11 protein-coding genes and 1 riboswitch are annotated in these 15,179 nt (G+C 57.8%); of the genes, 7 read left to right on the forward strand and 4 right to left on the reverse strand.

Annotated features, from left to right (window positions below; translation table 11 throughout):
- The first annotated feature begins 76 nt into the window (after positions 1-76).
- A riboswitch (TPP riboswitch) is annotated at positions 77-184 on the forward strand.
- A gap of 56 nt (positions 185-240) precedes the next feature.
- Positions 241-1,041, forward strand: a complete 801-nt coding sequence (gene thiD, locus QZL71_RS01675; RefSeq protein WP_294647467.1) for a bifunctional hydroxymethylpyrimidine kinase/phosphomethylpyrimidine kinase — start codon at positions 241-243, stop codon at positions 1,039-1,041.
- Positions 1,034-1,711: a TENA/THI-4 family protein gene (locus QZL71_RS01680; RefSeq protein WP_294647469.1), complete on the forward strand. Its 678-nt coding sequence runs from the start codon at positions 1,034-1,036 to the stop codon at positions 1,709-1,711. The genes thiD and QZL71_RS01680 overlap by 8 nt, the downstream gene beginning before the upstream one ends.
- Positions 1,712-2,302: 591 nt before the next feature.
- On the opposite strand, the gene QZL71_RS01685 is transcribed toward QZL71_RS01680, so the two are convergent.
- Together QZL71_RS01685 and QZL71_RS01690 are read right to left on the reverse strand one after the other, a co-directional pair.
- A complete protein-coding gene (locus QZL71_RS01685; protein WP_005941761.1) occupies positions 2,303-2,935 on the reverse strand; it encodes a rhomboid family intramembrane serine protease in 633 nt (210 codons plus the stop codon).
- Complete coding sequence (locus tag QZL71_RS01690; RefSeq protein ID WP_118527011.1) at positions 2,932-3,420, reverse strand: CYTH domain-containing protein; 489 nt, start codon at positions 3,418-3,420, stop codon at positions 2,932-2,934. The genes QZL71_RS01685 and QZL71_RS01690 overlap by 4 nt, the downstream gene beginning before the upstream one ends.
- Positions 3,421-3,616: 196 nt before the next feature.
- On the opposite strand from QZL71_RS01690, the gene QZL71_RS01695 reads away from it, so the two are divergent.
- The 5 genes from QZL71_RS01695 (at position 3,617) to QZL71_RS01715 (ending at position 11,380) form a co-directional block, all read left to right on the forward strand.
- Positions 3,617-4,843, forward strand: a complete 1,227-nt coding sequence (locus QZL71_RS01695) for a class I SAM-dependent rRNA methyltransferase (RefSeq protein WP_294647471.1) — start codon at positions 3,617-3,619, stop codon at positions 4,841-4,843.
- A 578-nt stretch (positions 4,844-5,421) separates the two neighbouring features.
- Positions 5,422-7,509 carry a glutamine synthetase III family protein gene (locus QZL71_RS01700; RefSeq protein WP_097774943.1) on the forward strand — a complete coding sequence of 696 codons (2,088 nt, stop codon included), beginning with the start codon at positions 5,422-5,424 and terminating at the stop codon, positions 7,507-7,509.
- A 149-nt stretch (positions 7,510-7,658) separates the two neighbouring features.
- On the forward strand, positions 7,659-8,978 hold the full coding sequence (locus QZL71_RS01705; protein WP_294647472.1) for a glutamine synthetase family protein: 1,320 nt from the start codon (positions 7,659-7,661) through the stop codon (positions 8,976-8,978).
- Positions 8,979-9,019: 41 nt separating this feature from the next.
- Positions 9,020-9,598, forward strand: coding sequence for an ANTAR domain-containing response regulator (locus QZL71_RS01710; RefSeq protein WP_005937320.1), 579 nt, complete (start codon positions 9,020-9,022; stop codon positions 9,596-9,598).
- A 138-nt stretch (positions 9,599-9,736) separates the two neighbouring features.
- Positions 9,737-11,380, forward strand: coding sequence for a CTP synthase (locus QZL71_RS01715; RefSeq protein ID WP_294647474.1), 1,644 nt, complete (start codon positions 9,737-9,739; stop codon positions 11,378-11,380).
- A gap of 228 nt (positions 11,381-11,608) precedes the next feature.
- Here the strand turns inward: QZL71_RS01715 and QZL71_RS01720 are convergent, their stop codons facing one another.
- Both QZL71_RS01720 and rnr read right to left on the reverse strand, forming a co-directional pair.
- Complete coding sequence (locus QZL71_RS01720) at positions 11,609-12,853, reverse strand: glycerate kinase type-2 family protein (RefSeq protein ID WP_005937311.1); 1,245 nt, start codon at positions 12,851-12,853, stop codon at positions 11,609-11,611.
- Between the two features lie 103 nt (positions 12,854-12,956).
- Positions 12,957-15,077: a ribonuclease R gene (rnr, locus tag QZL71_RS01725; protein WP_005937309.1), complete on the reverse strand. Its 2,121-nt coding sequence runs from the start codon at positions 15,075-15,077 to the stop codon at positions 12,957-12,959.
- Between the last annotated feature and the right edge of the window lie 102 nt (positions 15,078-15,179).

Raw genomic sequence — 15,179 nt, forward strand, 5'->3', positions numbered from 1 at the left:
TTTCCATTTTACCACGCAGCGGGCCGATTGAAAAGGGCCATCCCCTTGCAAATGCAGCGGCACTGTGGTATTCTTGAACGCAGAAAAAGGGAGCCTGCAAAAGCAGGCTGAGAGTGGGCTGTTTGCCCAGACCTGTGACCTGATTTGGACAATGCCAACGTAGGGAGATACTGCTGCTTCAAAGTGCGGAGGTGCCTCTTTGCGGGCATTTCCGCATTTTTTGCAAAGGAAGTTGTAACCATGAAAACTGCATTGACGATTGCCGGCAGCGATTCCAGCGGCGGTGCTGGCATCCAGGCCGATATCAAAACCATGACTGCAAACGGCGTGTACGCCATGAGCGCCATTACCGCACTGACTGCCCAGAACACCACAGGTGTGACCGGCATTTTTGAAGCCACGCCCGAATTTCTGGCACAGGAGATCGATGCCATTTTTACCGACATCTACCCGGATGCCGTCAAGATCGGCATGGTATCCTCGGCAGAGCTGATCGGTGTGATCGCCGAAAAGCTGCACACCTATGGCGCAAAGCATATCGTGGTGGACCCGGTGATGGTTGCCACCTCCGGCTCCAAGCTGCTGCGGGACGATGCCGTGCAGGCACTGACCGAAAAGCTGCTGCCCATGGCAGAGGTGGTCACCCCCAACATTCCGGAGGCTGAGATCCTTTCCGGCATGAAGATCACCGATGCGGCCGGAATGGAGGCCGCTGCAAAGCTGATCAGCGAGAAATACCACTGTGCCGTGCTGTGCAAGGGCGGCCACCAGATCAACGATGCCGACGACCTTCTGTGGCGGGACGGCTGCGGCAAATGGTTCCGCGGCAAGCGCATTGCAAACCCCAATACCCACGGCACCGGCTGCACCCTGTCCAGCGCTATTGCGTCCAATCTGGCAAAGGGCTATGATCTGGATGCATCTGTGGAGCGCGCAAAGGCCTACATTTCCGGCTGTCTTTCTGCCATGCTGGATCTGGGCCACGGCTCCGGCCCGATGGACCATATGTTTGCACTGAAGGGAGAGTTTGTGGGTGAGTGAGCAGACCTTTGTGCAGCAGCTGGTGCAGGAAAGTCTGCCCGTGTGGGAGCAGTGCCTGCATTCGGAATTTCTGGAAAGACTTGCGGATGGCACACTGGATGAAGCCTGCTTCAAGGGCTACATCGTGGAGGACAGTCTTTACCTGCGGGAATATGCCAAGGTGTTTGCCTGGGGCATGACCAAGGCAAAGGATATGCAGACCATCCGCACCTACTATTCCCTGCTTTCCTTCGTGAATGAGAGCGAGGATGCAGCCCGCCTGCACTATCTCAAGCACTTTGGACTGACCGATGAAGGCATCCAGAGCCTGCCGCTGCGGCCGGAGAACCGTGCCTATGTGGACTCTATGATCGAAGCCGCCAAAAACGGCGAGGGCGCAGCCGAGTGCATGATGGCCTGCCTGCCCTGTATGCTGAGCTATGGCTGGATCTTCCAGAAACTGCTGGAAGAAAAGCCTTCCGTGCAGGATACCCTTTATGGTACACTGGTGGTGGACTATGCTGACAAGGGCTATGAGGCGGCCTGCCGCGACTGGGCCGCGTTTGCAGAAAAAGTCTGCGAAGGCCTGAGCGACGAACGCCTTGCCCGCTGCCGCGAGATCTTCCATGCCTGCTCGGAGCACGAGCTGAACTTCTGGGCCATGGCAGCTTTCCCGCGCAGTGACCTGTAATTTTTCCTAAAATATAAAATGCACCCGGCCTGTGGGCAGAACCGCAGCAACCGGGTGCATTTGTTTTGTTCAGGGTTTCGTGGCCGCAGCCGCAGGCATGAGCCTTAGTGCCAGAAACAAGGGAGCCCTAAAACAAAAACTCCCCCGGCTCTTCTGCCGAGGGAGTGGAAAAGAAAAACGCCCCTAACAGAAGAACTCTCTTCTGTCAAGGACGAATAAAATTTGGCCTTTTATCCGCGGTGCCACCATGACTTCATGGACATGACCCCATGCACTTGGCGGGATGCCAACACATCCCCGGCAACTGACGTATGCCCTACGTTGCAGAATACTGTGCGGCGAAAGTTCTCCGCAGTTCCCTGCACCCTCAGCGGTCCATTTCGGGAAAATATAACGCAAAGTCACACTTTCCTTGACGAACTGTTTCCGGTCTGCTTCTCAGCTGCGCAGGCTCTCTGTACAGGCATGGTTCGCCGTTATCTTCGCTTCAACGGTTTAGTGTATTGAATTTGGCTATATTAAACCACGGATTTTTCGTTTGTCAATACCTGTTTGCAAATTTTTCAAAATCAGCCTATGTCCACAGTGGGTTCAGCGCTTCCGGCGGCTGTTCGTGCTGGAAAACTTCACCGCTTTTGCCGGCCTGCGGCGGCTGTGCAGCGCACTGTAGTAGCCAAAGGCAGTGCCGCATAAGCCGCCCACAATGTGCATGAAGTTTGCTACATTGTCGTGCACAAAAATGATATCGTACACCTGCTGACCAAAGTACAGCGCTGCAACCAGCAGCATGGTGACCGGGATGCCGCCGGAGAAGCCCGCCAGCGACGAAAGCATGATAAGCATGAACACGATGCCGGACGCGCCCAGCAGCCCCGAACGTGGGAACAGCACGCATTGCAGCACGCCGGTGACCAGAGCGGTGAACACCATGCCGCACAAAAGCGGCTTGCTGCCGTACTTTTCTTCCATTGGCGGGCCAACAACGAGCAGCAGCAGCATGTTATTCAGAAAGTGGTCCCAGCTGGCATGGCCCAGCACATGGCCGAACAGCCGGATGTAGAACAGCGGGTCCTTCAGCGAGGAGCGGTAGACACAGAACAGATGCATCGTCGTCCACCCATCCGTCCACTGGTCGAGGAACAGCACCAGAAGTGACAGCAGGAAAAATGTGAGGATCACCGGGGAGTTGTACTGCAGTTCCAGTTTGAGTTTTACTTTTTTCATCCTCTTGTCTCCACCCAGTATTCGCCCATGCTCTGGCCGGGCTGGTTCGTCACTTCATCCTTAAGGTAATCGCCAAGGCCGCAGCTTTCCGGCTGCCATGCAAGGGCTGCTTCCACCGTGGGGTACTCCACCTCGGCATACCAGAACTCGGTAGGCTGGCCTTCGTCCACATGGTTCACTTCCAGCACAGAACCGTCCGGCAGGGTGTAGCTGCGGCGCAGCTTCGGGATGAGAGGTTTGCCGATGATTTTGTGTTCCAAATCCTCAAACAGCGCTTTGTCGATGCTGCGCTCGATCTCCTCACGGGCAAGGCCGCCCCCGGATTTGAAGCAGAGGATGTAGTCCGTTCTGCCGCCGGTGAGGGCTTCTTCCCGGATGCGCACAGTGGGCCGCACGCTGATATAGCCCTGCCGCATGGCAAATTCCTCCCTGAGGGGCAGCCCCTCCGGCCAGCCCTTCACCATCCATTTGCGTTCGATTTCCATAATGCATCCCTCTTTCATGCGGTTTTTTGGCATTTCTTATTTATAATAACATGATTTTGTGCTATTATAAAGGGTAGATTTTTACTCCTTCAGTCTGCTTCGCAGCCAGCTCCCTCAGTGAGGGAGCCTATCCGCACGGTAAGCGTGTCGAGCGAACGCGGGACGAAGGGAGTTCGTCCATGATAAGGAGAACCATATGAAAGAACGCGCTTACCCTGTGTATACCGTCAACAAACACGCCGAAGGCCTGCTGGTGGGCGGGCACCCCTGGGTGTATGAGAACGACATCCTCCATTCCCCGGAAAATGAGCCGGAAAACGGCACGCTGGCCGATGTGGTCAGCACCAAGGGTTCCTACCTTGGCACCGGCTTTGTCTCGCTCAAAAGCAAGATCCGCGTGCGGCTGATCTCCCGCAATGCCAACGACACCTTTGATGCTGCGTTCTGGCGCCGCCGGGTGGAATATGCATGGAACTACCGCAAGACCGTGCTGGAACCTGCAGACCTTTCTGCCTGCCGCGTCATTTTTGGCGAAGCCGACCAGTTCCCCGGGCTGACTGTGGACCGGTTCAGCAACATCCTCGTCACGCAGACCCTGAGCGTGGGCATGGAAAAGCTCAAGCCCGTCCTCTTCCCCATTCTGGCGGAAGTCCTGCGCGCCGACGGCCAGACCATCGACGGCATCTACGAGCGCAACGATGAGGCTCTGCGCGCAAAGGAAGGTCTTGAGCAGAACAAAGGCTGGTTTGAGCTGCCCGGTGAGACTCACCCTGCAAGCACCCAGACCGAGATCTGCGAGAACGGAGTTTACTATCATGTGGATTTCGAGAACGGCCAGAAGACCGGCTTCTTCCTTGATCAGAAGTACAACCGCCGGGCGGTGGCACGCCTTGCGGCAGGTCACACCGTGCTGGACTGCTTTACCCACACCGGCAGCTTTGCACTGAACGCCGCTGCGGGCGGCGCTGCCCGTGTGACCGCCGCCGATATCAGCGCCGAGGCCATTGCCATGGCGCAGCGCAATGCCCAGCGCAACGGTCTGACCAATATGGACTTTTTGTGCGAGGACACCTTTGAGCTGCTGCCCCGCTTGGAAAGAGAGGGACATCCCTACGATTTTATCATTCTGGACCCGCCGGCCTTTACCAAGGCGCGCCGCACTGTGGAGAACGCCATGCGCGGTTACAAGGAGATCAACTACCGTGCCATGAAGCTGCTGCCCCGCGGCGGCTATCTGGCAACTGCCAGCTGCTCCCATTTTGCCACCGAGGAGCTGTTCATCAAGATGCTGCGCGCCGCTGCAAAGGATGCGCACCGCCAGCTGCGGCAGATCGAGGTGAAACAGCAGGCACCGGATCATCCGATCCTGTGGGGCGTGCCGGAGACGAATTATCTGAAGTTCTTTTTGTTCCAGGTGATCTGACCATTTAGAATGCCCTCCGCTTCGCTCTGGGCATATTTAAAGGAAATATTATTTTTATATTGGCGTTTGTCGCGGCCTGCGGGCCGCTCCAAACGCATTTTTACAAAAGGGGTCGTAACGGGTAGTAGCATCTGCGGCTGTCACGCAACGGATAAGCCTAGGCTTTGCAAATGCAATTGTCCGTAACGACTCCTCCCGTGAAAAAACAGTTCCGGCGGGCCCGCAGGCCTGCCGGAACTGCAAATTTAAAAATATTATTTCCGCTGATATTGCCAGAGCGCAAGCGGAGGCAATTCCAAATCGTTCTGTTCCGGTTTAAAGGTTCAAAAGTCATACCAAGCTCAGTTGTGCCAAAATTCGCAGAGAGCGTTTGTGCAGAATCGTCAGATTTGTCAATTGCCTTTTTGCCCGGCAGCGGCTATAATCAAACCATAGACAGCAACGGCGCTGTGGGTCACCTCCTGACTCGCAGCGCCGTTTTTGTTAAGATGCTTTCGTACTTCTGGGTGCGGCATTGCGGCAGACCAGAATGCAGACGAAAGGGTAAGAAAAATAAGATCAAGTAAGGAGTAGGATTTATGGCAGCGAATGTTATGGAAATCTACGGCAGCAAGGTCTTTAACGAACATGTGATGAAGGAGCGCCTGCCGAGCGCAACCTATAAGAGCCTGAAGAACACCCTGCACAAGGGTGCTCCGCTGGACATTGAGGTGGCAAACGTCGTGGCCAGCGTGATGAAGCGCTGGGCCATGGAGCTGGGTGCCACCCACTACACCCACTGGTTCCAGCCGCTGACCGGCATCACCAGTGAGAAGCACGATGGCTTTGTTTCCCCTGTGGGCGACGGCACCGCCATCATGGAGTTCTCCGGCAAGGAGCTGGTGCGCGGCGAGCCCGATGCATCTTCCTTCCCCTCCGGCGGTCTGCGCGCCACCTGCGAGGCCCGCGGCTACACTGCATGGGACCCCACCAGCTACGCATTCGTGAAGGATGACGTGCTGTGCATCCCCACCGCATTCGTCAGCTACACCGGCGAGGCTCTGGATAAGAAGACCCCCCTGCTGCGTTCCATGAACGCACTGTCCAATCAGGCAGTTCGCATCCTGAAGCTGTTCGGCAAGGATGTGGATTACGTCTCCACCACCGTCGGCCCCGAGCAGGAGTACTTCCTTATTAAGAAGGAAGATTACGAGGCCCGTCAGGATCTGATCCTCACCGGCCGCACCCTGTTCGGTGCCCCCTCTGCCAAGGGTCAGGAGCTGGAAGAGCACTACTTCGGTGTCATTCGTCCCGAGGTCTCCGAGTTTATGAAGGAGTTGGACGAAGAGCTGTGGAAGCTGGGCATTCCCGCCAAGACCAAGCACAACGAAGTTGCTCCCTGCCAGCATGAGCTGGCTCCCATCTTCGACACCACCAACGTTGCCATCGACCACAACCTGCTGACGATGGAGATGATGAAGAAGATCGCTCCCAAGTACGGTCTGGTCTGCCTGCAGCATGAGAAGCCTTTCGAGGGCGTGAACGGCAGCGGCAAGCATAACAACTGGTCCATGTCCACCACCCACGAGAACCTGCTCGACCCGGGCGACACCCCCATGGAGAACCTGCAGTTCCTGGTGTTCCTGGCTGCTGTCATCAAGGCTGTTGACGAGTACGCCGATCTGCTGCGCACCTCCGTTGCCACTCCCGGCAACGATCACCGTCTGGGTGCCAACGAGGCACCTCCGGCTATCATTTCCATCTTTGTGGGCGAAGAGCTGGAAGCTGTCATCGATGCTATCGCATCCGATTCCCCCTATGCCGGCCCCGTCAAGATGAAGATGGATCTGGGCGTTGATGTCTTGCCCAAGTTCAGCAAGGATACCACCGACCGCAACCGTACCTCTCCCTTTGCCTTCACCGGCAACAAGTTCGAGTTCCGTATGCCCGGTTCCGCTGAGAACCTGAGTGATGCCAACACCATCCTGAACACCGCCGTTGCAAAGGAACTGAAGGGCTACGCCGACGAGCTGGAGAGCGCTGAGGACTTTACCAGCGCCGTGATTGCTCTGGTCAAGCGCACCATCCGCGACCACCGCCGCGTCATCTTCAACGGCAACGGCTACACTGCCGAGTGGGAAGAGGAAGCCGCAAAGCGCGGTCTGCCCAACAAGAAGAACACCCCCGCTGCTCTGCCTGCCCTGATCGAGCCCAAGAACATTGCCCTGATGGAAGAGTTCGGCGTGCTGACCAAGGTAGAGATGGAGAGCCGCTACGAGGTGGAGATGGAGCACTACTCCAAGATCATCAACATCGAGGCTCTGACCATGCTGGAAATGGCCCGCAAGCAGCTGCTGCCTGCCGTCAACTCCTACATGAGCGAGCTTGCCAATACCGCAGCATCCAAACTGGCTGTGAGCGAGAACATCAGCGTGCGCAGTGAGACCAAGACCCTGACCAAGCTCTCTGCTGATGCTGATGCTATGAGCGACGCCGTCGATACCCTGCAGGATGCAGTGGATGCTTCCAAGGCATTGCCCACCGAGGCAGAAAAGGCCGTTGCTTTCCACGACAACGTGCTGCCTGCAATGGATGCTCTGCGTGCCGCTGCGGACGACGCCGAGACCATCTGCGGTGAGGATTATTGGCCTCTGCCCAGCTACAGCAAGATGCTCTACTACGTCTGATCTTTCATCAGCGTAACAGCAGAATAGCATCCGTAGGCTGCGGAATTTAAAATTGCCATTCTCCTTTTCCTATTTCTTACACCAGCCTAAAGACCTGCTCCCATTCTGAGGGCAGGCCTTTAGGCGTTTTATTTGAAAGGGAAACCATTATGAGCTATTCGACCCAACAGGACATCCTTGATTTTGTGGAGGACAACAACGTCAAATTTGTGCGCTTTGCCTTCTGCGATATCTTTGGCACTCAGAAGAACATTGCCGTGCTGGCAAACGATCTGCCCAAAGCTCTGGAAGACGGTGTCTGCTTCGACGGCAGCTCCATTGCCGGCTTTATGAAGGTGGAGGAAAGCGACCTTGTGCTGCGGCCGGATCTTTCCACCGTGACCATTCTCCCCTGGCGGCCTACCGAGGGCCGGGTGATGCAGTTCTTCTGTGATGTGGAAAAGCCGGACGGCCAGCCCTTTGGCGGCAACTGCCGCGGCTTTCTGCGCAGCGTGAACCGCAAATTCAAAAAGCTGGGCATCACCTGCAATGTGGGCGCAGAGTGTGAGTTCTACCTGTTCGAGAATGATGATCGGGGCCGCCCCACCCGTATCCCCATCGACTTTGGCGGCTACTTTGACGTGGCCCCGCTGGACGCAGGCGAGAACCTCCGCCGGGACATTTGCCTGACTATGGAGCAGATGGGCATGAGCCCTCAGCACAGCCATCACGAAAGCGGCAACGGCCAGAACGAGATCGACTGCCACCACGCAGGCCCCCTCAAGACCGCCGACAACGTGATGATGTTCAAGCAGATCGTGCGCGCCATTGCCACCCGCAGCGGCATCCATGCAAGCTTCCTGCCCAAGCCCCTGCCGGATCAGGCAGGCAGCGGCCTGCACATCAACCTGTCCCTTTACATGGATGGCCGCAACCTGTTTGAGGGCGACATTGCCCCGGACAGCATTGCAGGCAGCTTTATGGCCGGTGTGCTGGCCCACAGCCGGGAGCTGACCGTGTTCACCAACCCTCTGCCCAACAGCTATCAGCGCTTTGGCTGCGATGAAGCGCCCCGCTATGTGAGCTGGAGCCGCCAGAACCGCAGCCAGCTGGTGCGCATCCCGCAGGTAAAGGGCGACAACTGCCGCATGGAGCTGCGCAGCCCGGACCCTGCCTGCAACCCCTATCTGGCCATTGGTCTGGTTCTGTCTGCCGGATTGGACGGCATCGAGAACCGCATGGTGCTCTCTGCCCCCGTGAACAAGAATCTGTTCGACCCCTCTATGGCTGAGGGCCTCAGCCTTGAGACTCTGCCCGCCAGTCTGGAAGAGGCCGTGCAGGCTGCGGAGGAGAGCGAATTTTTGCGCAGAGTGCTGCCCGAGCAGCTTGCCAGCCGCTACTTTACGGAAGAACTGAAGCGCTGCGAAGCACTGAAACACGCGTCCGACCCTGTTGAGTACGAGCGTACCCATTACTTCAACTCCATCTGACCCCTGCAAAAGAGAGTGTGTAGGAGAAAGGAGCGCAGGAAATGGGACGTGCACTGATCGTAAGTGCCGGTGCAAGCTCCAACGAGTATATCGCTGCACGGCTGACCGAAATGGGCTACAGCCGCCCGGTGATCATTCCCAGCGGGGCCGAAGCCCGGCGGCGCATGACGGAATCGGATTTTGAGCTGATCGTGGTCAACTCTCCCCTGCCCGATGAATTCGGGCATGAGGTGTGCATCAATGCTGTGGAAAAAACAGATGCCGGTGTCGTGTTTCTGGTCAAGGCCGCACAGGCTGAGCAGCTTTTGGGGCCTTTGAGTGAGCAGGGGGTATTGCTGCTGTCAAAGCCCTTCAGCACCGCCTTTTTTGTGCAGGCCATGCACATGGCGGCGGCGGGCAACCACCGCCTGCTGCGTGCCCGGCAGGAGAACGCCCGCTTACAGGAAAAGATCGCACAGGTGCGGCTGGTCAGCCGGGCAAAATGCTGCCTTGTGGAGCACGAGCACATGACCGAAGCCGAGGCACACCGCTACATAGAAAAACAGGCCATGGATACCCGGCGTGACCGCACAGAAATTGCACAGGAAGTCCTTGAAAATTATGAGGACATGGGTGTATAATATTGGATTGGGAAAAGTATCCTTGCTTTCACCGGCTCATTTTGGGAGAGGCTGAGAGCAAGGCCGTTCACCTGAAAGAATTCACAAAGGTTTATAAGGGAAAGAATTCAGAAAAACAAAAATAGAGGAGGAAATTCTATGGCAGAGAAACAAACCAAATTCATCTTTGTCACCGGCGGTGTCGTCTCCGGCCTTGGCAAGGGCATCACAGCCGCATCGCTGGGCCGTCTGCTCAAGTGCCGCGGTCTGAAGGTGGCCAGCCAGAAGCTGGACCCCTATGTGAATGTGGATCCCGGCACCATGAGCCCGCTGCAGCACGGTGAGGTGTTCGTGACCGACGATGGCACTGAGACTGATCTGGATCTGGGCCACTACGAGCGCTTTATCGACGAGAATCTGAACAAATACTCCAACCTGACCACCGGCAAGGTGTACTGGAACGTACTGAACAAGGAACGTCAGGGTGCATATCTGGGCCAGACCGTGCAGATCATTCCCCACATCACCAACGAGATCAAGAGCTACATCTACAATCTGGCCTCTTCCACCGAGGCTGACGTGGTCATTACCGAGATCGGCGGCACGACCGGTGATATTGAAAGCCAGCCCTTCCTCGAGGCCATCCGTCAGGTGGGTCTGGAGCAGGGCCGCGACAACTGCTGCTACATCCATGTGGTGCTGGTGCCCTACATTTCCGGCTCGGACGAGTACAAATCCAAGCCTGCACAGCACTCTGTGAAAGAGCTGCAGGGCATGGGCGTGAACCCGGACATCATCATCCTGCGCGCAGACGGCAGTGTGGGCGGCGACATCCGCCGCAAGATCAGCACTTTCTGCAATGTGAAGCCGGAGTGCGTGATCGAGAACCTGACCATGCCCAGCCTGTACCAGTGCCCGCTGATGCTGCACACCGGTGGTCTGGACGAGGTAGTGGTGCAGAAGCTCAAGCTGAATGTGCCCGCTGCCGACCTGACCGAATGGAAGCAGGTGGTCAGCCGCATTGCCACCCGCAGCAAGACCTGCAGCATTGCACTGGTGGGCAAATACGTCAAGCTGCACGACGCTTACCTCTCCGTGATGGAGAGCCTGTACCACGCAGGCTTCGAGAATGACAGCCAGGTGGAGATCAAGTGGGTGGAAAGCGAGGACCTGACCGACCAGGCCGCCTGCAAGGAAGCCTTTGCAGATGTGGACGGCATCATCGTACCCGGCGGCTTTGGCGACCGCGGCATTGAGGGCATGATCCAGGCTGCACAGTATGCCCGCGAGAACCATGTTCCCTACTTTGGCATCTGTCTTGGCATGCAGATCATGGTGATGGAGTTTGCCCGGGGCGTTTTGGGCTACAAGGATGCAAATTCCAGCGAATTCACCCCGGATGGCAAGCATAATGTGATTGCCCTGATGGCCGACCAGCAGGGCAACATTCCCAAGGGCGGCACCATGCGTCTGGGTAAATACCCCTGCAAGGTGATGCCCGGCACCAAGATGGCCGAGTGCTACGGCGAGGCCGAGATCTGGGAGCGCCACCGCCACCGCTACGAGTTCAACAACGAGTTCCGTCAGGAGATGCAGGACGCCGGTCTTGTTATTTCCGGCACCAGCCCCGACGGTCGTCTGGTAGAGACTGTAGAGCTGCCCGGCCGTGACTTTCATTTGGGCGCACAGTTCCACCCGGAGTTCAAGAGCCGTCCGAACCGTGCTCACCCGCTGTTCAAGGCATTCATTGCTGCGGCACTCAAGTTCCGCGCCAGCGAGCAGCGCAGCCTGCTGCACATGTAAACCATAAAAATAAGGTGCTGTCTGTGCGGACAGCACCTTATTTTTTACCCATATAATCCATGATCCTGCAAGGCATGGTTCATAGTGGTCATTTTCCAGATCACACACCACAAACCGGTCCACGATGCGGGCCATCCCGTGGAACATCTGTTCCGTAAGTTCCTTGCGGCGCTGCAGCTCCATCCGTTCCGCTTCCGCTTTTTGCAGAGAACTCCCGGTGGCTTTGTTCTATCCTTGATTTCCGATCAGCACCACGGCCACATCGTTGACATTCGTGCCGGTCGCGCCGGTGATGATGAGCCCATCCACCGCCTTGAGGGCATGGTAGGCATCGTTGTTCTGCAGCACATCGTACACGTTCAGCTGGTTCTGCGCCAGTGCTGCGGCCGTGCTGCCGTCCACATAGCCGCCCGCAGCATCGGTTGGGCCGTCGGTGCCATCGCTGCCCACCGAAAAGACCGCTGCATCCAGCCCGGCGATCATTGGTGCTGCAGCAAGGGCCAGCTCCTGATTGCGCCCGCCCAGACCTGTTCCGGTCAGATGGACGACCGTCTCACCGCCTGCAAGAAAGGCCAGCTTTTTGCCCTGCCCCGCGTGGGTGCGGGCTATGGAACCAAGGAAGCTGCCAGCCTCCCGCGCTTCACAGCAGAGCCTGTCGGTCAAGATCACCGGCTCATAGCCCAGCTCCCGGCAGGCGTTGGCTGCTGCGCTGCACAGCTCCCGCACGCTGCCGGTGATCTGCGTGGCAACATGGTCCAGCACCTTTGGAGTCTCCTGTGCCAGCAGAGCCTTGGCCTGTGCCGAAAGCTGCAGGTGATATTTTTCCGCAATGGCAAGGGCCTGTGCACAGGTGGAGGTATCCGGCACCGCCGGACCGCTGGCGATCATATCCAGCGGGTCGCCCAGAATATCACTGAGCACGATGCTGAACACCTGCGCAGGCGCACAGCTCTGTGCAAACCGCCCGCCCTTGACCCCGGACAGGCGCTTGCGAATGGTGTTCATCTCCACGATATCGGCACCGCTGGCAAGCAGCTGGCCCGTGATCTGCTGCAGCTCTGCGCCGGGGATCAGCGGCTTTTCAAACAGTGCACTGCCGCCGCCGGACAGCAGAAACAGCACCGTATCCTCTGCCGTTAAGCCCTGCACCAGTTCCAGCGCTTTCCGGGTGGCGGCAAAGCCATTCTCATCCGGCACGGGGTGCCCGGCTTCGCAGCAGTCCACGCCGGGGATCGTGCCCTTCACGTGGCCGTATTTGGTCACGACCACACCGCCATCCACCCGGCCAAGAAATTTCACTGCAGCATGGGCCATCTGCCATGCTGCCTTACCGGCAGCCACCAGCAGCACCCTGCCGCCCTGCGGCCGGAAATTTTTCAGCGCGCGGCGCACCGCTTCGTCCGGCAGAACAGCGTTCAGGCTGGCACGGATGATGGCATCTGCATCTCTGCGCAGTGTTTCGTTTTTCAGCATGTCGTTCTCCCCTTTTCCACCGCTTCTTGTCCGCGGACAAAAAACACCTGTACAGTCTCTTCCTATGCAGGAAAACGCCGTACAGGTGTTCTGATCTTTTTGCTTACTTTGTGCTTGCCGGAGCAACCTCAAAGTCGATCTTGCCCAGGTTCACATCCGCACGCACAATGGTGATCATCATGGTGTCGCCCAGGCTCCAGTTCTTGCCGGAGACGGGGTCGGACAGGCGGATGCCCTCGGTGAGCATGGTACCGGAGGGGGTCAGGCTGGAAGCCGGCACAAAGCCCTCCACGCCGTTGTCCAGCTCAATGAACAGGCCGCGCTGGGTCACGCCGGAAATGCGGCCCTCGTAGCACTCGCCCAGATGGCGGCGGGCATACTCGGCCTTGTAGCAGTCCTCAGCCTTGCGCTCGATCTGCATTGCAATGATCTCGCGCTCACTGGACTGCTTGCTTGCCTTCTCGGCAAAGTCGCTGTAGCGCAGCACCATGGTATCCTTATCCATGCCCTTGAGCTGGGCGGTCATGATGCGATGGATGGCCAGATCCGGATAGCGGCGGATGGGGCTGGTGAAGTGAGCGTAGTCCTTCAGCACCAGACCGTAGTGGCCCTTGGGTTTTTCCTCATACACAGCCTTGGACATGCAGCGCAGCATACCGGTATTGATGATCTGCTCATACGGGCCGCCGCGCACACCTTCCAGAATTGCGCTCAGCTCCTTGGGGGTGGGCACATCCTTGGCAAAGTGATCGTTGATGCCGCAGGCCTGCAGCAGAGTGTGCAGACGCTCCAGCTTTTCAGCATTGGGTTCCTCGTGCACACGGTACACGAAGGGGATCTGCTTCACGCGGGCAAAGTGGGCAGCGCACTGGTTGGCCAGCAGCATGAATTCTTCGATCATAGCTTCGCTCTCGCCGGAGGTGCGCTTTTTCACGTCGATGCAGTGGCCGTCCTCGTCGAGGATCAGCTTCACCTCGCCGCTCTCGATATCCATGCAGCCGCGCTCCTTGCGCAGGCGGGCACGGTGGCCGTACAGTTCCTTCATGGCGGGCAGCTGGCTGAGCACTTCATGGTACTTGCCCTTCAGCTCGTCGTCAGCACTGCCGGCCAGCAAGGCGTTGATCTCGGAGTAAACACCCTTGACGCGGCTGCGGATGACCGACTTGACAAAGCGGTAATCGATCAGGTTGCCATCCTTATCCAGATGCATCAGGCAGGAGAAGGCCAGACGCAGCACGCCCTCATTCAGGCTGCAGATGCCGTTGGAAAGCTGCTTGGGCAGCATGGGCACCACCTGATCGGCATAGTAGACACTGGTTGCGCGGTTAAACGCTTCGTTGTCCAGTTCGCTGCCGGGCTTGACATAGTTGGAAACATCTGCAATGTGGACACCCAGCTCAAAACCGCCCTCCGGGGTCTTGGTCAGGCTGATGGCATCATCGATATCCTTGGTCTCAGCACTGTCAATGGTGAAGATGGGCAGGGCACGCAGATCCATGCGGCCCTCGGTGTCCTTTTCAGAGACCTCAGCGTTCTCCAGCTTCTTGGCTTCCTCACGAACCTTATCCGGGAAGCGGCTGTGGATATCCTGCGCATAGAGCAGAGCCTTTGCGCAGCGCTTTGCTTCGTCCGAGCTGCCAAACCGCATGGCAACGCCCACGCGGTGATCTTCCTGCCGATTGCCGCGCTGCAGGATCTCCACGGCCACCTTGTCGCCGTCCTTTGCACCGCCCTCGCAGTCACGCATCATCTGCATGGAGATGGCCGGGCAGTCGTCCGGCACGAACTTCAGGCGGCCCTCAATGCGGCGGGCAGTGCCCACCAGATCGTTCTTTTCTTCCAGAATGGCCAGGATCTCGCCTTCATCGCTGCCCTCCACACGGGGGTGCTCAAACTTTTCCACAAGCACTATGTCGCCGGGCATGGCACCGCGGGTAAAACGGCCCGGGATAAAGATATCGCTGGTGCCGTCCTCCAGCATGACAAAGGCAAAATTCTTGCCCAGTTTTACCACCTTGCACAACAGAGCCTTGTCTGCACGGCCGGAGCGCACCGTAAAGAACACGCCCTGACGCTGGCAGATGACCGCCTCGTGCACCAGCTGATCCACAGCCTCCATCACCTTGCGGTCCGAGCCGCGGTCCCCGCCGAATTTGGATTTGAGGTCTTTGACGGTGCACGGCTGATTCTGGATCGCGTGCTCAATTTTATCGCGCATTGCCATAATATTTTTTCTCCTTGCTCTTCCATGGCCGCAGCCTCCAACGTGCCGCAGCGCTGCCAATCGTGGGCCAGCTGCCCCACCCTGCCCGGCGGTCAGACTGCC

The sequence above is a fragment of the uncultured Faecalibacterium sp. genome, assembly GCF_900066275.1.
Classification (GTDB): Bacteria; Bacillota; Clostridia; order Oscillospirales; family Ruminococcaceae; genus Faecalibacterium; species Faecalibacterium taiwanense.